Below are 18,387 nucleotides of genomic sequence, written 5' to 3'. Positions count from 1 at the left end.
CTTTGCGATCAGAGCCCCCGACGTGTCGAACACCCCCTTGCGTGCTGCGCAGCAGAAGATACGAATGGAGCGATGCGACAGGAGGTCGAGAGATGCGTGTGATCTGGAAAATCCTTGGACTATTCGTGTTCATTCTAGGCGTCGCTTTTGCCTCTCTTCTCTTCCTGCCTGCCGAACGGCTGGGACGGATCGCGGCGGATCAGCTGAGCGCGCAAATTGGCCGGGATGTCAGCCTTGGGGATGTCTCTGTATCCTTCTGGCCGGTGCTTGGCATTGATGCCGGGGGGATCCGTATCGCCAATGCCGACTGGTCCGATGCGGGTGCGATGCTGACCGCAGATCGGGCAGAGATCGGGGTTGAACCCCTGTCCGTGCTGAGCGGAAATCTGCGCTTTCGCTCGATACGGGTCATAGCGCCGACCATCCTTTTGCAACGCAACGGCGACGGCGCAGTCAACTGGGATCTGGGCGCGGACACTGGCGGTGACGCATCAGCGTCCCTGCCGGACTTTTCGCTGGACGCGCTTTCCATTACGGGCGGCGGGCTGCGTTATCTGGCCGCCGGGCAAACGCCCGTCGAAATCCGCAATCTTGAACTGACGCTGGCCTGGCCGGATCGCGGCGGGCCTGCGACATTGAAGGCCGGGTTCAGCCCGGCCGCAGAACCAGTCGCCGTCACGGCACAGATCGAGTCGCCGGTGGCGTTCCTGACGGGGGCCGTGTCCGGCATGGATCTGGAACTGAGCACATTGGGCGGAACGGGGCGCTTTGAGGGGCAGGCCGGGATGGCGATGGAGGCAACGGGCCGCCTGAACCTGGCTCTGAGCAACACGGAGCAGTTCCTGTCCGCGCTGGGGCAGCCGAGTGTTGTTCTGCCAGAAGGTCTTGGCCAGAGTCTGTCGGCCACCACGCAAATCGCACTAGCGCAGGATGGCAGCTTGTCGCTGCGCGAGGGGGATCTGACGCTGGATCAGAACCGCCTGTCCGTTTCGGCAGATATTCGGCCCGGCGACGTGCCACACATTTCGGCACAAATCCGGGGGGAGACGCTGGAGTTGCCGACATTCGCCGGTGTCGATGGGGCACAAAGCGCCAGCGGATGGCCGACGGACAGGCTGGATGCCTCTGCTCTGGGCACGTTTGACGGGGATATCACGGTTGAGCTGGACCGGCTTGTCGTCGGGGGATTCCGGTTTGGCCAGAGCCTTGCACGCATGACGGTCGATCAGTCTCGAGCGGTGTTCGATATCGAGAAAATGCAAGGGTATCAGGGCATTCTGAGCGGTCAGTTCATCGCGAACAACCGTGCTGGCCTGTCGGTTGGCGGGACGCTGAAAGCGGAGGGGATGGAGCTGCGTGATCTGCTGGAGGATGCCGCCGACGTCAAGAAATTCACCGGCAAGGCGGATGCGCAGCTGCAGTTTCTGGGGTCCGGGCAATCGGTGGATGCGATCGTCCGCTCTCTTTCCGGAAACGGCAGCCTGCGTGCCGGGCCGGGGGTGATTTCCGGGATGGATCTGGATGCGGTGTTCCGCGGCGGGCTGCCGGGATCCGGCACCACGGTGTTTGACGATATGACCGCCAGCTTTGCGATCGAAAACGGCGTTTTGCGCAACGACGACCTTGTGCTGGATCTGCCGGTTCTGGCCGCGTCAGGTGCAGGCAAGGTCGATCTGGGGGCGCAGTCGCTGGATTACCTTGTGACGGGGACCTCTGCCGAGGCACGCAACGGGCGGGGCCTGTCAGTGCCGGTGCGGGTCAAGGGGCCTTGGTCGGACACAAAGATCAGTGCCGATCTGGATGCGGCCATCGAGGCGAATTTTTCCGAAGAAAAACAGCAGCTTGAACGCGAAGCGCGTGACAAGGTGAACAAGGCGCTGCAGGACAGTCTGGGTGTTTCCGTGGACGAAGGTCAGTCGGTCGAAGACGCCATTCGCGACAAGCTGCGCGGTGAGGCGGCGAAAGGCCTGATGCAACTGCTGGATCGGTGAATCGCTGATCCTTGAGCGTTTCACCGCAGCCTAAGCAAGATGGATAGGCGTGGTCAGAGCGTTTCGGGTTTTGGTCAGATGTTCGCGATCTTTTCCGTTGGTCGAACATAAAATCCTGTGCTGTTCGTCTCAGGTTAAACCAAAAACGCATGAACCAAGATTCAACACACCGCGCGGTGGCATTTTTTGACAGAAGAGCGGCCTTTGACGGCACCCGAAAATGCAGGGGTCAGACCGCGCGCGACACAACGGACATCCTTTTGTGGTTTGCGGGGCTCATCAAAAATAAGGGGGCGTTTTTGCAGCGCTGGCCGGGTGGCGCGCAGGTGTCACATACAGGCCCGCTGGCCGCAAAGGCGGGGCTATCTGCAGAGTATCGTGGGGAAATTGGTCGGAGTGAGAGGATTCGAACCTCCGACCCCCTGCTCCCGAAGCAGGTGCGCTACCAGGCTGCGCTACACTCCGACCGTGGCGGGCGGGATAGCCCGTCGCGCGCCCTTTGGCAAGGGGTCATGACGCATTCGGTCGCTTGTCTTTGCGCAGACGTAAAAGCAGGCTGATGCGCGGGATCATCCCCGTTTCGAACCGGCTGCGGTTTTGCAGCACCGGCGTGTTTTCCGAGGTGTCCGCCACCCCTTCGCGCAGGACGATGTAGACCCCGCTGGCGATGATGATTCCCGCGCCCACGAGGGTCAGCGCATCGGGGATTTCATCAAACAGCAGGACGCCAAAGACCGTCGCCCACAGGATCTGGGAATACTGCATCGGGGCGACAATCACCGCCTCGGCGGCCTTGTAGGCATAGATGATGATGACCGACGCGGTGAAGCCAAGCACCGCCATCGTGGCGTTCAGCGCCAGATGATCCAGCGGCATGGGCACATAGACAAAGGCGGTGAGCGCGCCCATCACCAGAAAGTTGGTCAGCATCGGATAGAGCACCAGCACGACGGGGCGTTCCTCGTTTCCGATCTTGCGCACGATGATCGAGGCAAGGGCCGAGCAAAAGGCCGCCACCAGCGCCGCCAGATGCCCCGCCCCAAGTTCGGTTGCCCCCGGACGCAGCACCACAAGCACGCCGCACAGGCCCACGATCACCGCCATCCAGCGGCGCAGACGCACCCGTTCGCCCAGGATAGGGATCGACAGGATGGTGATGAGCAGGGGTGCGGCGAACAGGATCGCATAGACCTGCGCCAGCGGCAGATTGGAAAAGGCATAAAAGGCGGACGCCCCCGTGGTCACCGCAGACACGGTGCGCAGGGCGGTCCACCAGGGATGGATGGGGCGCAGGTGGCCCGGTTCGGTGTCGCGGATCAGCAGGACCATCGCGAGCGGAAAGCTGAACAGCACGCTGAAGAATACGATCTGAAACGGGCTGTAAGCGGCGCCCAGCGTTTTGACGATCACATCATGGGTGGCATAAATCCCGAAGGACATAAGCGACAGGAGCGCGCCCTTTATATTCGGACTCATCATCGCCTCCCTCTTTCGTGTTTGCGCCAACAGGGACTTTGCTAACCCCGCAAGTCCGGCGGGAACAAGGGCAATAAACGCATCTCTTCTTTCAAAAGAATTGATTGCAACAAAAAAGCCCCCTTGCGGGGGCTTTGAAGTGTCAGTGTAGGGGGCGTTGTGGATCAGGTCAGGCTGGCGTCCAGCGCCGCAATCACCGCATCGCCCATTTGTGAGGTCGAGACCGGGCTGCGGCCCTCTTCGCCCAGCAGATCCGCAGTGCGGTAGCCGTCGGCCAGAACCTTTTCCACAGCTTTTTCAAGGCGGGTCGCCTCGTCACCTTTGTCAAAGGAGTAGCGCAGCGCCATGGCAAAGCTGAGGATGCAGGCGATGGGGTTCGCCTTGCCCTGACCCGCGATGTCAGGCGCAGAGCCGTGTACGGGCTCGTAGAGCGCCTTGGGACGACCGTTTGCCATAGGAGCCCCAAGCGAGGCCGAAGGCAGCATGCCAAGCGAGCCTGTGAGCATGGCGGCAAGGTCGGACAGCAGGTCGCCGAACAGGTTGTCGGTGACGATGACATCGAACTGCTTGGGCCAGCGGGTGAGCTGCATGGCGCCGGCATCGGCGTACATGTGCGACAGTTCCACATCGGGATATTCGGTATCGCCGATGCGCTGGACCACTTCGCGCCAGAGCACGCCGGATTCCATCACGTTGGCCTTTTCCATCGAGCACAGCTTGTTGCCGCGCTTGCGGGCCATCTCGAAACCCGAGCGCGCGACACGCTCGATCTCGGATTCGGTATAGCGCTGGGTGTTGATGCCGACGCGTTCGTTGCCTTCCTTGAAGATGCCGCGCGGTTCGCCAAAGTAGACGCCGCTCGTCAGTTCGCGGATGATCATGATGTCGAGGCCGGCCACGACATGCTTTTTCAGCGAAGAGAAATCTGCAAGCGCATCAAAGCATTGGGCCGGGCGCAGGTTGGCATAAAGGTCCATTTCCTTGCGCAGGCGCAGCAACCCGCGTTCGGGTTTCACGGAGAAATCGAGGGTGTCGTATTTCGGGCCGCCCACGGCGCCGAGCAGGACGGCATCGACCTCTTGCGCCTTGGCCATGGTGTCGTCGTGCAGGGGCGTTCCGTGCTTGTCATAGGCGCAGCCACCGACCAGATCCTCGCTCACGTCAAAGGCGAGATCACGCTTGGCACCGTACCAGTCGATGATCTTGCGCACTTCGGCCATGACTTCGGGGCCGATCCCGTCACCGGGCAGGATAAGAAGCGAGGGGTTGCTCATGTCAGGGTGTCCTTTGGTCACATGCGGATGCCCCACCGCGTAGCGCCGTGGCGGCGGATCGTCAAGAAATGCCGTGTTTTTCAGGACGTTTGATGGATCAGGGCGGCACGGTAATATCGACCCAGACAGGCCGGTGCGCGCCGACGGGATCCCCCTGCCCCGCCGCAAGCACGGTCAGATCCGCCGAGGGCAGCGCATAGCTGACGCGCATGGGTCCGGTTTCCGGCCACAGGGCGGTGTCGGTGTCCGGGGCGGGGTCCTGAAAGCGGGGATCGCGCAGAAAGGCCTGCATGACGGTGGTGAGGCCATCGCCGCGTCTGGGGTCGAGGTTGGCATTGCCGAGGAGGATGTAATTCTGCGTCGGCGGGGGCTGCGGCAGGGCGCCGTTCAGGTATTTCTGCCACAGCATGAGTTCATCCGCGTTGCGCCGCCCGTTGCGGTCTTCGGGGCCGTCGAAAACTGGCGGAGTCGCATGAAATACTAATATATTCAATGATTTAACTTGACTCAGCATCACGGGAACATCCCAATGCCCCGAGGTTGAGAGGCGTTGAATATCGGCACCGGGGTCGCCTGGGGCCATGCGGCTGTCGGGCAGATCACGCCAGAGCAGGCCGCTGAGATCGGTGACTGCGCCCTCGTTGATCGGCAGGCGGGAGAGGATGGCGAGCCCGCCCTGCCCGTTGAAATAGCCGAACCCCTGCGCATCGCCCGGCCCACCCAGACGCCCGTCACCGTCAAGATCAAGGCCCGTGCCGATTCCGGTATTGGGACGGAGGGCGAAGAGGTGCGGATAAGAGGGGCCATCGCGGGCCAGCCGGTCGCGCAGCGCGGTGAGCGTCTGCAGGTCGAGGTCGTAGTCGAAATCGCTGAGCAACAGGAAGTCGGCGTTCAGGCGCGTGATGCCCGCAAGGATCGCGGCGATGTCGGGGTCTTTTTCGGCGAGGATATCGCGCAGGAGCAGGCCGGGGCCCTTGCGGCTGAGGTCGGCATGCCATGTGGCAATGCGCAGGGTATCGGCGCGGGCGGTGGTGGCCGGGAAAAAGGCGAGGAAAATCAGCGCGGCGAGGCAGCGGGTGAGGACTCCGATAAATAAAATACGATGGTGCGCGCGCATTTTGCCGTCTCTGGAGCGGGGTAAAGGCCCCTGTCCCGGCAATCATCACCCGATGCTGGCTAACAACGGGTTAATCCCCGCCGCATCACGTCGATGCGACGGGGGAAAGGGTCAGACCCAGGGGCGGGACTGGGCGGCGGCGGCCTCGAAGGTGTCGATGGCGGCGGCCTTTTCCATGGTCAGGCCGATATCGTCCAAGCCATTCATAAGGCAGTGCTTTTTGAACGCATCAACGTCGAATGTCAGCACGTCACCATCGGAGGTGGTGATGGTCTGCGCCTCAAGATCAATCTCCATCCGGGCGTTGGACCCCTTTTCGGCGTCCTTCATCAGAAGGTCGATCTGCTCCTGCGGCAGGGCGATGGGCAGGATGCCGTTCTTGAAGCAGTTGTTGTAGAAGATGTCGGCAAAGCTGGGCGCGATGACGCAGGAAATGCCGAAATCCTTGATCGCCCACGGAGCGTGTTCGCGGGACGAGCCGCAGCCGAAATTGTCACCAGCCACAAGGATTTGCGTGTCGCGGTACTGGGGTTTGTTCAGCACGAAATCGGGGATTTCGTTGCGGTCGTCGTCATAACGCATCTCGTCAAACAGGTTCACGCCAAGGCCCGAACGCTTGATCGTTTTCAGGAACTGCTTGGGGATGATCATGTCGGTATCGACGTTGATGATCGGGAGCGGGGCGGCGATGCCGCTGAGTTTGTCGAACTTTTCCATGGGTGTCTCCTGACACTTTTGGCGGGGCTGGGAAGCGTATGGTTTGCGTATGGAAACCGTATGGCTGGTATCTTGCTGCCGTGCTTCGACTGGGACCCTGTGGTTAACGTCAATTCTGGGCGGTTGTGCGGTGGACTGTGCGGCGGGCGGGGGCGCAGGACCCCCGCCCGGCCCGTCACATCATGTCGCGCACATCGGTCAGGTGGCCGGTCACCGCCGCCGCCGCCGCCATGGCGGGCGACATGAGGTGGGTGCGGCCACCACGGCCCTGACGGCCCTCGAAGTTGCGGTTCGACGTCGCCGCGCAGCGTTCGCCGGGGGCGAGCTGATCGGGGTTCATCGCCAGACACATGGAACAGCCGGCCATGCGCCATTCAAAGCCTGCCTCGATAAAGATATCCGCAAGGCCTTCTTCCTCGGCCTGCGCACGGACAAGGCCCGAACCGGGGACAACCATGGCGCGCATGCCGTCCTTGATCTTTTTGCCCTTGAGGATGGCGGCCGCGGCGCGCAGATCCTCGATCCGGCCATTGGTGCAGGAGCCGATGAAGACGGTGTCGATCTTGATATCGGACAGCGCCATGCCGGCGGTCAGGCCCATGTATTCGAGCGAGCGTTTGGCGGCGTCGACCTTGCCGCCGGTAAAGCTGTCGGCGGCGGGGACGTTTGCGGTGATCGGCAGAACATCCTCGGGCGAGGTGCCCCAGGTGACGACGGGAGCGATGTCTTCGCCCGCAATTGTCACAACCTTGTCCCAATGGGCATCGTCATCGGAATAGAGGGTTTTCCACCAGGCCATCGCGGCCTCCCACTGTGCCGCTTTCGGCGCGTGGGGGCGGCCCATGACATAGGCATAGGTCTTTTCATCCGGCGCGATCAGGCCGGCGCGTGCACCGCCCTCGATCGCCATGTTGCAGACGGTCATGCGGCCTTCCATGCTCAGATCACGGATCGCTTCGCCGCAATATTCGATGACATAGCCGGTGCCGCCGGCGGTGCCGGTCTTGCCGATCACGGACAGGGTGATGTCCTTGGCCGTGACGCCAGGCGCGAGTTTGCCGGTGATTTCGACCTTCATGTTCTTGCCCTTGCGCTGGATCAGCGTCTGGGTGGCAAGGACGTGTTCCACCTCGGACGTGCCGATGCCGTGGGCAAGTGCGCCAAAGGCGCCGTGCGTGGCGGTGTGGCTGTCACCGCAGACCACGGTCATGCCGGGCAGGGTCCAGCCCTGTTCCGGGCCGACGATGTGCACGATGCCCTGACGCACGTCGGAGACGGGATAGTAATGCACCCCGAAATCCTTGGCGTTCTTGTCAAGCGCGTCGAGCTGGATGCGGCTTTCTTCATTCTCGATGATGCCCGAGGCGCGGTCGAGCGTGGTCGGCACGTTGTGATCCGGCACGGCAATGGTTTTATCCGGCGCGCGGACGGTGCGGCCGGTCATGCGCAGGCCTTCAAAGGCCTGAGGGCTGGTCACTTCGTGAACGAGATGGCGGTCGATATAGAGCAGGCAGGTGCCATCGTCGGCTTCGTGCGCGACATGGGCATCCCAGATCTTGTCATAGAGCGTTTTGGGGGACATTGGGTCCACTCCCTTTGGATAAATGCTGTGTTGAATGGTCAGGCAGGCGGGCACCCGTAGGCGCGCAGGCTTATAGTCGGGCCAGCACAGTGTGCGTGGCGCCGAAAAAGCGTTCGCGCAGGCGCGCGCGGTCATCAAGGTCGAACACCAGTGTCATGGCGGCGGAGATATCCCTTTCGCCTGAGTCTATCAAGTGCGGGGTTGGGGGGCGATTTGCTGAAAGCTTGCCTTGGCCTGCGTCTTGGTGCAACGCTGAGGCGATGAACTGCAGGACACCGCATGACCCCTGATGAGCTGAGCCAGCTGCCGCTTGATCAGGTGCAGGAAATTGCCGTCGGGCTGCTGGAGCGCAGCCTGCTGTTCCTGAGCGGGCTGATGCGGCCCTGGAACGCCTATCAGCTGATCATTGCGCTTGCGATCTTTGCCGCGGCGCATGTGCTGGCCGGGGTGCTGAAGCCGCGGATCTATGACTGGATGCGCGGGCTGGAGGGCTGGCCCAAGTGGCAGATGCGCGCGCTGGTCATCATGCACCGGCGGTTCCGCACGATCCTGTTCGTGCTGCTGATCTGGACAGTTGTTGCGGTGATGCAGGATGTGACCTGGCCGTCGCGGTCCTATCTGCTTGAAGTCATTGCGCAACTGGCCAGTGCCTGGCTGTTCATCGCCTTTGCCACCCGGCTGATCATCAACGGCTTTGTGCGTGCGCTGGTGCGCTATGGCGCCTGGGCCTGGGTCACGCTGTCGATTCTGGGGCTGACATCCGAGGCCCGCAACGTGCTGGACAATTTCGCCATGACGGTGGGCAGCACGCGCCTGTCGCTGTGGCTGCTGCTGCAGGCGATGGTGACACTGGGATTGCTGATCTTTGTCGCGCGGTTTCTGGCGACCACAAGTTCGGCCCGCATCCGGCGCAACGACGAAATTTCGCCGTCGATGCAGGTCTTGGCGATCAAGTTCCTGCAGGTCGTGCTGTATGGCACGGCGTTCTTTTTCGGGCTGAAGCTGGTCGGGGTGGATCTGACCGGGCTTGCGGTTTTGTCGGGCGCGATCGGCGTGGGGCTTGGGTTCGGCCTGCAGAAGGTGGTGTCGAACCTTGTGTCCGGAATCATCATCCTGCTGGATAAATCCATCAAGCCGGGGGATGTGATTTCCCTGGGCGAGACGTTCGGCTGGATCCAGTCACTGGGCGCGCGCTATGTGTCGGTCGTCACGCGCGACGGCAAGGAATACCTGATCCCGAACGAGGATCTGATCACCGGGCAGGTGGTGAACTGGTCGCATTCCAACGACTTTGTGCGGCTGGATATCTTTTTCGGCACCGCCTATCAGAATGATCCGCACAAGGTGCGCCGCATCGCCATCGATGCCGCTGTCGGGGTGACGCGGGTGCTGAATTTTAAGCCCCCGGTCTGTCATATTGTGGGGTTCGGCGATTCCTCGCTCGATTATATCCTGCGGTTCTGGATCAGCGATCCGACCGGCGGGCTGACCAACATTCGCGGCGATGTCTATCTGGCGCTGTGGGATGCGTTTCAGGAAAACGGCATTTCCATCCCCTTTCCGCAGCGCGAGGTGAAGATGCTGGAGGGGTCCAGCCTGAGGACCATGAAATCGGCAGAGCGGACCGATTTACCGGACTGAGGCTGTGAGCTTTCATCGGATGGAAAGGGAATCGCGGTTAATCATGTCGTCATGACACACCAGAACACACCCCTTCTCCCCCTGCCCGACAGCATGATGCCCTTTGTGGTGGCGTTGCAGCGACGCGGCAGGATCATCCTTCGCCGCGTGCTGCCGCGTCTGGGCAAGACGCTGATGATGCGGATGAAAAAGCAATTCGCGCCGCCGGTGCCTGTTGCACCAGACCCCAAGCGGCCCATTCGGGTGGACCGCCGGGTTTAGCGATCTGGTCAGAGCCGCCCAGTTATCCGCCGGCCCGAGCGCATTTTCAGATGCCTTGAGCTGGCGGATGACGGTACAGGAAAGCGACAGGCCTTAGCGCCAGTTCAGCACCACCTTGCCGCTGGTGCCTGCGCGCATGGCGGCAAAGCCTTCGGCGAAATCATCGACACCAAAGCGGTGGGTGATGACGCGGCGCACGTCCAGACCGTTTTCCAGCATGGCGATCATCTTGTACCACGTCTCAAATATCTCGCGGCCATAAACGCCCTTGAGGGTGATCGCCTTGAAGACGATACGGCTCCAGTCCACGGGGGATTTGCCCGGGGGGATGCCAAGCAGGGCGATGCGGCCCCCCATCACCAGCGCCTCGACCATCTGATCAAGCGCCTGCTGGCTGCCGGACATTTCAAGCCCGACATCAAAGCCCTCTTTCATCCTGAGCCGGGTTTTCACGTCGTTCAGATCCTCGGTCGTGACATTGACCGGGGTCACATCGGTGACCTGCGCGGCGAGGTCCAGCCGCGACTGGTTCACATCCGTTATGACCACATGGCGCGCGCCCACGTGCCGCGCGACGGCGGCGGCCATGATGCCGATGGGTCCGGCGCCGGTGATCAGAACATCCTCGCCCACCAGATCAAAGCTGAGCGCGGTGTGGACCGCATTGCCGAGGGGGTCGAGGATCGCGCCGATTTCGTCATCGATGGCATCGGGCAGCGGCACGACGTTAAAGGCCGGCAGGCGCAGATATTCCGCAAACGCGCCCTGTTCGTTCACACCGATGCCGCGTGTGGCAGGGTCGAGGTGGAATTTGCCGGCACGGCTCTGCCGGGATTTCTTGCCGATCAGATGCCCCTCGCCCGAGCAACGCTGGCCCAGTTCCAGACCGTCCACATTGCGGCCCAGTTCGACGATTTCACCGGCGAATTCATGGCCGGTGATCAGCGGCACGGGCACGGTGCGCTGCGCCCAATCATCCCAGTTCCAGATATGCACATCGGTGCCGCAGATCCCGGTCTTGTTGATGCGGATCAGCACATCATCGGGGCCGATTTCAGGCACCGGGGCGCTCTGCATCCAGAGGCCCTCGGCCGCTTCGGCCTTGACCAGTGCCTTCATATCATTGTGCATTTCAGATCACTCCAAGGGCTTTGCCGACCGTGCCAAAGGCCGTCAGCGCGGTGTCCAGATCGTCGCGGCTCAGCGCCGCGTTCATCTGCGTGCGGATCCGGGCGCGCCCCTTGGGCACCACCGGAAAGAAGAAACCAGAGACATAGACGCCTTCGTCAAACAGCCCGTTGGCCATGTCCTGCGCCAGACGCGCCTCGTGCGTCATCACGGGGATGATCGGGTGTTCGCCCGGGAGGACATCAAAGCCCAGCTTTTCCAGCCCGGCACGCCAGTAGCGGGCGTTCTCGAAAAGGTTGGCGCGCAGCGTGTCGCCGTTTTTCACCAGATCGAGCACCTCGATCCCGGCGGCGACCACGGCGGGCGGCAGGGCGTTGGAGAAGAGGTAGGGACGCGCGCGTTGGCGCAGCAGGTCGATCACCGGCTGGGGGCCAGCGATATAGCCGCCGACGGCACCACCCAGCGCCTTGCCCAGCGTGCCGGTCAGGATGTCCACATCAACGCCGAAATGTTCGGGTGTGCCGGCCCCCGTGGCGCCCATGAAGCCGGTGGCGTGGCAGTCATCGACCATGGTCAGCGCGTCATATTTTGCGGCCAGCGCGGTGATGTCCGGCAGCGGGGCGAGGAAGCCATCCATGCTGAACACGCCGTCGGTGGCGATCATGATGTGGCGGGCCCCATCGGCGCGGGCCTGCTTCAGCTGCGCCTCAAGGTCGTCCATATCGGCATTGGCGTAGCGATAGCGCTTGGCCTTGCACAGGCGCACGCCGTCGATGATCGAGGCATGATTGAGGCTGTCCGAGATGATCGCATCCTCGGGGCCGAGAAGCGGTTCAAAGACGGCGGCATTGGCGTCGAAACAGGCGGCAAAGAGGATGGAATCCTCCTTGCCCAGAAAGGCGGCGAGCTTCTGTTCCAGCTCGCGGTGCAGATCCTGCGTGCCGCAGATAAAGCGAACCGAGGCCATGCCGTAACCGAGGGTGTCCATCGCGGCCTTGGCGGCGGCGATCAGCCGGGGGTGATCGGCAAGGCCAAGGTAGTTGTTGGCGCAGAGGTTGAGCATGCCGCGCCCGCCCACGGTGATATGCGCGCCCTGGGGCGAGGTCAGCGGGCGTTCGACCTTGCGCAGGCCGTCTGCCTCGATCTCGGCAAGGGTGTCTTTGATCTGGGTCAGGAATGCCTGTGTCATCGGTGCCTCCGGGTTCTGTTACGGCGACATATACAGGACCGGATGCGGGAATGCGACACGCGGAACACCGGTGGCGGCGTTCCGCGCGACCGCGTCAGACCACGACCTCGCCAATCAACATCTGGGGGGTGGTGTCGGTGAAATTCACAATATCCTCGAGGACGGGACCGGCATTTTCCATCGCGGCGTCCATGGCAACCTGATCGGCAAAGACCATCGTGGCAATGGCATAATGCGCCGCAGGCGTATCCGGCCCGCCCGCCAGCCCCTTGGTCACCAGCGTCTGCGAGATGTAGGCGCCCATGTGGGTTGCGACCATCGGCATGTGGCTTTCGAGATAATAGTCATAGTCAAAATGGGTGCCATTCGTGGTGGGATAGAGGACCTGAAGCGAAATACTCATGACGCGCCTTTCTGAAGTGCTGCGGGGCTAGGTGGAGGGAGCCTAGCACAGCTCTGCGCGAGGGCATCCGGATTCTGGCGGCGGTGGTTCTGACGAAACGTCGCGGCTGACACGGGGATTGCGGCTGCGCATAGTTGGCCCGAGATCCAAGGAGGAGGACCCCATGTCAGACGATATCGTTATCCTGAGCGGCGCGCGCACCGCCATCGGCACCTTTGGCGGCGCGCTGGCCGCCACACCGCCCATTGCGCTGGGGGCCATTGTGGCCCGCGCGGCGCTGGAACGCGCAGGGGTCGAAGGCGGGCAGATCGGGCATGTGGTGTTTGGCCATGTGATCAACACCGAACCGCGCGACATGTATCTGAGCCGCGTGGCCGCGATGGAGGCCGGCATTCCCGACAGCGTGCCGGCGATGAACGTCAACCGGCTGTGCGGGTCGGGCGCGCAGGCGATTGTGTCGGCGGTGCAGTCGCTGATGCTGGGCGATGCGGAATTTGCGCTGGCCGGCGGGGCCGAGTGCATGTCGCGCAGCCCGTTCATCATTCCGGATCAGCGCTGGGGGGCGAAGATGGGGGATATCCGGACGCTCGACATGATGCTGGGCGCGCTGAACTGTCCGTTCGGCACCGGGCATATGGGGGTGACGGCAGAGAATGTCGCCGCCGAGCATGGCATCAGTCGGGAGGCGCAGGATGGCTTTGCCCTGATGAGCCAGCAGCGGGCGGCAGAGGCGATTGCCCAGGGGCGGTTCCGCGATCAGATCGTGCCGGTCGAGGTGCGCGTGAAGCGGGATATGGTGGCCTTCGAGGTGGATGAGCACCCGAAGGCCACAAGCGCCGAGGCGCTGGCCGGGTTGCGCGCGGTGTTCCAGAAGGACGGCAGTGTGACGGCGGGCAATGCCAGCGGGATCAATGACGGGGCGGCGGCGCTGGTGCTGGCGCGGGCGGGCGCAGCGGAGGCTGCCGGTCTGACACCGCGGGCGCGGGTGCTGGGCTATGCCCATGCCGGGGTGCGTCCCGAGGTGATGGGCATCGGCCCGGTGCCGGCGGTGCAAAAGCTGCTGGACAAGACCGGGCTGTCTGCTGGCGATTTCGATGTGATCGAGAGCAACGAGGCCTTTGCCGCGCAGGCGCTGGCGGTGAACAAGGTGCTGGGGCTGGACGGCGCGCGCGTGAACCCCAATGGCGGCGCGATTGCGCTCGGGCATCCGGTGGGCGCGACCGGGGCGATCCTGACGGTCAAGGCGCTGTATGAGCTGGAGCGGACGGGCGGGCGGCGCGCGCTGATCACCATGTGCATCGGCGGTGGTCAGGGGATCGCGCTGGCGATTGAGCGGGTGTGACGGTTGCACCCGGCCTGTGGTTGCGGTGCCTGTGGCACCGCCGGACTGAGGGGCCAGCCCCTCAGACTCCCCGGGATATTTGGGGACAGGTGATGCGGGGGCTTTGGTTTTTCGGGGTGGTCGTAAGGGGCGCGCTGCAGTAAGGGCGTTATCGTCAGTTACGGAGGCCGGCATGGACCATTTTCTATATCGCGACGGCGTGTTGTTTGCCGAGGATGTTGCCATGAGCGAGATCGCGGCGGCGGTGGGGACTCCGTTCTATGTCTATTCCACCGCGACGCTGGAGCGGCATTTCCGGCTGTTCGACGAGGCGCTGGCGGGCATGGACCATCTGGTCTGTTATGCGATGAAGGCGGCGAGCAATCAGGCGATCCTGAAGACGCTGGCAGCGCTTGGCGCCGGGATGGATGTGGTGTCGGGCGGGGAATATGCCCGTGCCAAGGCCGCCGGCGTGCCGGGCGAGCGGATCGTGTTTTCCGGTGTCGGCAAGACCCGGGCCGAGATTGCCATGGCGCTGGAGGGCGGCATCCGACAGTTCAATGTCGAGAGCGAGCCGGAGATGGTGGTGCTGTCGCAGGTGGCGGTGGAGATGGGCAAGGTTGCGCCGATCACCATCCGGGTGAACCCGGATGTGGATGCCAAGACCCATGCCAAGATCGCCACCGGAAAATCCGAGAACAAGTTCGGCATTCCCATTGCCAAGGCGCGCGCGGTCTATGCCGAGGCGGCCGCCCTGCCCGGCATCGAGGTGATCGGGATCGACGTGCATATCGGATCGCAGCTGACCGATCTGGCGCCGTTCGAGGCGGCCTATCTGAAAGTGGCCGAGTTGACCGAACAGCTGCGCGCCGATGGCCACACCATCCGTCGGCTGGATCTGGGCGGGGGTCTGGGCATTCCTTATGTGCGCTCGAACGAGGCGCCGCCAGTGCCCAATGACTATGGCGCGCTGATCCGGCGCACGGTCGGGCATTTGGGCTGCGAGATCGAGATCGAGCCGGGGCGGCTGATTGCGGGCAATGCCGGGCTGCTTGTCAGTGAGGTGATCTATGTCAAGCAGGGGGAGGGGCGCGAGTTTCTGATCCTTGACGGCGCGATGAACGATCTGATCCGTCCGGCCATGTATGACGCCTGGCATGACATCGTGCCGGTGGTCGAGCCCGAGGCGGGCTGCGAACAGGTGCCCTATGACATCGTCGGGCCGGTCTGCGAATCCGGCGATACCTTTGCCAAGGGGCGGATGATGCCCAAATTACAGGCAGGTGAGTTGGTCGCGTTTCGCTCGGCCGGCGCATATGGGGCCGTGATGGCGTCGGAATACAACACGCGGCCCCTGGTGCCCGAGGTTCTGGTGAAAGGTGATCACTTTGCGGTCATTCGGGCGCGGCCAAGCTTTGACGAAATGATTTCCCGCGATACCATCCCTGAATGGCTGTAGGGTATCGTCCCGGCAGCTGACCTGCAGGAGCGGCCCATGGCGTCACCCGACACACTGCCCCCCGAGATCTTCAAGGTGCTGCGGCGCCCGCTGCGGCTGACCCGTGCGGGCATGGTGGCGGAACGGGCGGTGCGGACGTTCTGGCCGCTGTGGTCGGTGGTCTTTGTGGCGCTGGCGGCGCTCATGCTGGGCCTGCAGGATCTGGTGCGGGTCGAGGTGGTCTGGGCGGCGGGTGCCGTTCTGGGTCTTGCGGCGCTGGCGGCCCTGATCTGGGGCACGCGGCGGTTCGAGATGCCGACGCGCGAGGGCGCGCTGGCGCGGCTTGACGCCACCATGCGCGGCAATCCGATCCAGAGTGCGCTGGACACTCAGGCGATTGGCGGCAGCGATGCGGCCTCGCTTGCGGTGTGGCGGGCGCATCAGGCGCGCATGCGGGCGCGGCTGGCCGAGGCCAAGGCCGTGCAGCCGGATCTGCGGGTGTCGCGCAACGACCCCTTTGCCCTGCGTTATGTGGCGCTGCTGGCGCTGTTTGTGGCGCTGCTGTTCGGGTCGGTTCTGCGGGTGCAGTCCGTCAGCGGCATGGGGCCGGGGGGCAGCGCGCTGGCCGCTGGTCCCACATGGGAAGGCTGGATGGAGCCGCCGGGATACACCCGCCTGCCAACGGTCTATCTGAACGACATCACCGATGCTGCGCTGAGCGTGCCCCAGGGCGCGCGCATCACGCTGCGGATGTATGGCGAGGTTGGTGCGCTGAGCGTGCGCGAAACCGTGTCGGGCACGCCCCTGCCCGAGGAGGGCAACCCCGAGACGGCGCAGGAGTTTGGCGTCGTGCAGTCCGGCACGCTGTCCATTGACGGCCCCGGCGGGCGCTTATGGGATGTGATGATGACACCCGATGCCCCCCCTGCCGTGACGCGTGAGGGCGAGATTGAGACAACCTATGACGGCGAGACGTCGATCCCGTTTGCCGCGACGGATGATCACGGCGTGGTTGCGGGCACGGCCCGGATCACGCTGGCGCTGGGCGAGGTGGAGCGCCGCTATGGGCTGCGTATCGACCCGGAACCGCGCGCCGCAATCGAGGTGCCGCTGCCAATGCCGATTTCAGGTGACCGGCACGAATTTACCGAGACGCTGATCGAGAATTTCTCGGAACACCCTTGGGCGAACCTTCCGGTCACGATTTCGCTTTCGGTCTTGGATGCGGCGGATCAGAGCGGCGAGTCGGTGCCCCAAGTGATGACCCTGCCCGGGCGGCGGTTCTTTGACCCCATGGCGGCGGCGATTGTCGAACAGCGACGCGCGCTGCTGTGGAACCGCGACAATGCCCGTGACATCGCTCAGATCCTGCGCGCCGTGTCTTATGAACCCGACGATATCTTTCGTTCGGCCGTGCATTATCTGCGGCTGAAGACGATCCTGCGGCGGATGGAGAATTTTGCTGATCGTGGCATGAACGACGATCAGCAGGCCGAGCTGGCCACGGCCATGTGGGATCTGGCGCTGCTGCTGGAAGACGGCAATCTGGACGATGCGCGCGAACGGCTGCAACGGGCGCAGGAGCGGCTGTCCGAGGCGATGAAAAACGGCGCATCCGAACAGGAAATCGCCGAGCTGATGCAGGAGCTGCGCGAGGCGACGGATGATTACATGCGCCAGCTGAGCGCCGAGCAGCAGAGAGAAGCCGAGCAGAACCCGGAGTCGCAGACGTCGCAGAACCAGCCGGGCATGCAAATGACCCAGAGCGATCTGCAGGCGATGATGGACCGCATCCAGCAGCTGATGGAAGAAGGCCGCATGGCCGAGGCGCAGCAGGCGCTGGAAGAGCTGCAGCAGATGATGGAAAACATGCGCGTGACGCAAGGACAAGGTCAGGGCCAGGGATCGCCCGGCCAGCAGGCTATGGACGGGCTGGCCGAGACGCTGCGCGAACAGCAGGGTCTGTCGGATCAGGCGTTCCGCGACCTGCAGGAGCAGTTCAACCCCGGGCAACAGGGGCAACAGCCGGGTCAGGGGCAACAGCAGGGACAACAGCAGGGACAGGGCCAGCAACAGGGTCAGGGCCAGCAACAGGGTCAGGGGCAACAGCAGGGACAGGGCTCTCAAGGGCAGCAGCAGGGCCAGGGATCGCAAGGCCAGCAGGGGCAACAGGGACAGGGCGGCCAGTCGGGACAGGGCGGCCAGTCGCTGCAGCAGGATCTGGCACAGCGCCAGCGCGCCTTGCGTGACGAGCTGAACAACCAGCGCGGCAACCTGCCCGGACAGGGCACTGCCGAAGGCGACGCTGCGCGTGAGGCGCTTGACCGGGCCGAAGGTGCCATGGAGGGCGCCGAAGAGGCCCTGCGCGGCAATGACCTTGCCGAGGCGATCGACAGGCAATCCGAAGCAATGGAGGCCCTGCGTGAAGGCATGCGCAATCTGGGTGAGGCGATGGCGCAGGAGCAACAGCAGAATCAGGGCCAGCAAGGCACCGCCGAAGGCACGGAGCCGGGCCAGCAGAGCGACCCGCTGGGGCGCAGCGCAGGCAGCAATGGCCAGCTCGGGTCCGAAGAGGGGATGCTGCAGGGCGAAGACGTCTATCGTCGCGCCCGGGAACTGCTGGACGAGATCCGCCGCCGCTCGGGCGAAGGCGAGCGACCAGACGAAGAGTTGCAGTATCTCGAACGTCTGCTTGAACGGTTCTGAGGAGGATAAGACGGGGGGCGTTTGCCGCCTGTCGCGTTCCAAAGCGTTGCCGGTTTGACAGCGTTTCGGGTTAAACTTGGATCGGATATGCGCTGTCTTTTCCTTTGGTCGACCGCGAAATCCGATGCCCGTTGTCTCAGGTC

General features: G+C 63.4%; 14 protein-coding genes and 1 tRNA gene. 6 read left to right on the top strand and 9 right to left on the bottom strand.

Annotated elements, in window-relative coordinates; translation table 11 throughout:
- Positions 1 to 92: 92 nt before the first annotated feature.
- Positions 93 to 1,991: an AsmA family protein gene (locus tag P775_RS19445; protein WP_099912544.1), complete on the top strand. Its 1,899-nt coding sequence runs from the start codon at positions 93 to 95 to the stop codon at positions 1,989 to 1,991.
- Between the two features lie 388 nt (positions 1,992 to 2,379).
- Here the strand turns inward: P775_RS19445 and P775_RS19440 are convergent.
- From P775_RS19440 to leuC, 6 genes are all read right to left on the bottom strand, one after another.
- Positions 2,380 to 2,456 (bottom strand) — tRNA-Pro (locus P775_RS19440).
- A gap of 45 nt (positions 2,457 to 2,501) precedes the next feature.
- The gene (locus tag P775_RS19435; protein WP_099912592.1) at positions 2,502 to 3,467 is read right to left on the bottom strand and encodes a DMT family transporter; all 966 of its coding nucleotides are present in this window, start codon (positions 3,465 to 3,467) and stop codon (positions 2,502 to 2,504) included.
- A gap of 164 nt (positions 3,468 to 3,631) precedes the next feature.
- Positions 3,632 to 4,741, bottom strand: a complete 1,110-nt coding sequence (gene leuB / locus P775_RS19430) for a 3-isopropylmalate dehydrogenase (protein WP_099912543.1) — start codon at positions 4,739 to 4,741, stop codon at positions 3,632 to 3,634.
- 97 nt (positions 4,742 to 4,838) lie between these two features.
- Positions 4,839 to 5,858, bottom strand: coding sequence for an endonuclease/exonuclease/phosphatase family protein (locus P775_RS19425; RefSeq protein ID WP_180287508.1), 1,020 nt, complete (start codon positions 5,856 to 5,858; stop codon positions 4,839 to 4,841).
- Between the two features lie 111 nt (positions 5,859 to 5,969).
- Positions 5,970 to 6,575, bottom strand: a complete 606-nt coding sequence (gene leuD, locus P775_RS19420) for a 3-isopropylmalate dehydratase small subunit (RefSeq protein WP_099912542.1) — start codon at positions 6,573 to 6,575, stop codon at positions 5,970 to 5,972.
- A gap of 175 nt (positions 6,576 to 6,750) precedes the next feature.
- On the bottom strand, positions 6,751 to 8,157 hold the full coding sequence (gene leuC, locus P775_RS19415; protein ID WP_099912541.1) for a 3-isopropylmalate dehydratase large subunit: 1,407 nt from the start codon (positions 8,155 to 8,157) through the stop codon (positions 6,751 to 6,753).
- A gap of 279 nt (positions 8,158 to 8,436) precedes the next feature.
- On the opposite strand from leuC, the gene P775_RS19410 reads away from it, so the two are divergent.
- Both P775_RS19410 and P775_RS19405 read left to right on the top strand, forming a co-directional pair.
- On the top strand, positions 8,437 to 9,798 hold the full coding sequence (locus P775_RS19410) for a mechanosensitive ion channel family protein (protein WP_099912540.1): 1,362 nt from the start codon (positions 8,437 to 8,439) through the stop codon (positions 9,796 to 9,798).
- A 51-nt stretch (positions 9,799 to 9,849) separates the two neighbouring features.
- Positions 9,850 to 10,059 carry a hypothetical protein gene (locus tag P775_RS19405; RefSeq protein WP_099912539.1) on the top strand — a complete coding sequence of 70 codons (210 nt, stop codon included), beginning with the start codon at positions 9,850 to 9,852 and terminating at the stop codon, positions 10,057 to 10,059.
- 93 nt (positions 10,060 to 10,152) lie between these two features.
- Here the strand turns inward: P775_RS19405 and tdh are convergent, their stop codons facing one another.
- The 3 genes from tdh to P775_RS19390 all read right to left on the bottom strand — a co-directional run bounded on the left by tdh (position 10,153) and on the right by P775_RS19390 (position 12,779).
- Complete coding sequence (tdh, locus tag P775_RS19400; RefSeq protein WP_099912538.1) at positions 10,153 to 11,190, bottom strand: L-threonine 3-dehydrogenase; 1,038 nt, start codon at positions 11,188 to 11,190, stop codon at positions 10,153 to 10,155.
- Position 11,191: 1 nt separating this feature from the next.
- Positions 11,192 to 12,376 (bottom strand): glycine C-acetyltransferase, encoded by a 1,185-nt coding sequence (locus P775_RS19395; protein ID WP_099912537.1) that lies wholly within the window; start codon positions 12,374 to 12,376, stop codon positions 11,192 to 11,194.
- Between the two features lie 94 nt (positions 12,377 to 12,470).
- A complete protein-coding gene (locus P775_RS19390; RefSeq protein ID WP_099912536.1) occupies positions 12,471 to 12,779 on the bottom strand; it encodes an EthD family reductase in 309 nt (102 codons plus the stop codon).
- Positions 12,780 to 12,942: 163 nt separating this feature from the next.
- On the opposite strand from P775_RS19390, the gene P775_RS19385 reads away from it, so the two are divergent.
- The 3 genes from P775_RS19385 (at position 12,943) to P775_RS19375 (ending at position 18,244) form a co-directional block, all read left to right on the top strand.
- Positions 12,943 to 14,121 (top strand): acetyl-CoA C-acyltransferase family protein, encoded by a 1,179-nt coding sequence (locus tag P775_RS19385; RefSeq protein ID WP_099912535.1) that lies wholly within the window; start codon positions 12,943 to 12,945, stop codon positions 14,119 to 14,121.
- Between the two features lie 172 nt (positions 14,122 to 14,293).
- Positions 14,294 to 15,559, top strand: a complete 1,266-nt coding sequence (gene lysA / locus P775_RS19380) for a diaminopimelate decarboxylase (RefSeq protein WP_099912534.1) — start codon at positions 14,294 to 14,296, stop codon at positions 15,557 to 15,559.
- A 36-nt stretch (positions 15,560 to 15,595) separates the two neighbouring features.
- Positions 15,596 to 18,244, top strand: coding sequence for a DUF4175 domain-containing protein (locus P775_RS19375; RefSeq protein WP_099912533.1), 2,649 nt, complete (start codon positions 15,596 to 15,598; stop codon positions 18,242 to 18,244).
- Positions 18,245 to 18,387 lie beyond the last annotated feature (143 nt).

It is taken from the genome of Puniceibacterium antarcticum (assembly GCF_002760615.1).
Taxonomy (GTDB): Bacteria; Pseudomonadota; Alphaproteobacteria; order Rhodobacterales; family Rhodobacteraceae; genus Puniceibacterium; species Puniceibacterium antarcticum.
Note: the sequence above shows the minus strand (reverse complement) of the source record. Positions and strands in the feature narration are given on the sequence as shown.

Coding starts and splice junctions, on each gene's coding strand:
- P775_RS19445 (WP_099912544.1), top strand. CDS start 93: ATGCGTGTGATCTGGAAAATCCTTGGACTATTCGTGTTCATTCTAGGC.
- P775_RS19435 (WP_099912592.1), bottom strand. CDS start 3,467: ATGAGTCCGAATATAAAGGGCGCGCTCCTGTCGCTTATGTCCTTCGGG.
- leuB (WP_099912543.1), bottom strand. CDS start 4,741: ATGAGCAACCCCTCGCTTCTTATCCTGCCCGGTGACGGGATCGGCCCC.
- P775_RS19425 (WP_180287508.1), bottom strand. CDS start 5,858: ATGCGCGCGCACCATCGTATTTTATTTATCGGAGTCCTCACCCGCTGC.
- leuD (WP_099912542.1), bottom strand. CDS start 6,575: ATGGAAAAGTTCGACAAACTCAGCGGCATCGCCGCCCCGCTCCCGATC.
- leuC (WP_099912541.1), bottom strand. CDS start 8,157: ATGTCCCCCAAAACGCTCTATGACAAGATCTGGGATGCCCATGTCGCG.
- P775_RS19410 (WP_099912540.1), top strand. CDS start 8,437: ATGACCCCTGATGAGCTGAGCCAGCTGCCGCTTGATCAGGTGCAGGAA.
- P775_RS19405 (WP_099912539.1), top strand. CDS start 9,850: ATGACACACCAGAACACACCCCTTCTCCCCCTGCCCGACAGCATGATG.
- tdh (WP_099912538.1), bottom strand. CDS start 11,190: ATGCACAATGATATGAAGGCACTGGTCAAGGCCGAAGCGGCCGAGGGC.
- P775_RS19395 (WP_099912537.1), bottom strand. CDS start 12,376: ATGACACAGGCATTCCTGACCCAGATCAAAGACACCCTTGCCGAGATC.
- P775_RS19390 (WP_099912536.1), bottom strand. CDS start 12,779: ATGAGTATTTCGCTTCAGGTCCTCTATCCCACCACGAATGGCACCCAT.
- P775_RS19385 (WP_099912535.1), top strand. CDS start 12,943: ATGTCAGACGATATCGTTATCCTGAGCGGCGCGCGCACCGCCATCGGC.
- lysA (WP_099912534.1), top strand. CDS start 14,294: ATGGACCATTTTCTATATCGCGACGGCGTGTTGTTTGCCGAGGATGTT.
- P775_RS19375 (WP_099912533.1), top strand. CDS start 15,596: ATGGCGTCACCCGACACACTGCCCCCCGAGATCTTCAAGGTGCTGCGG.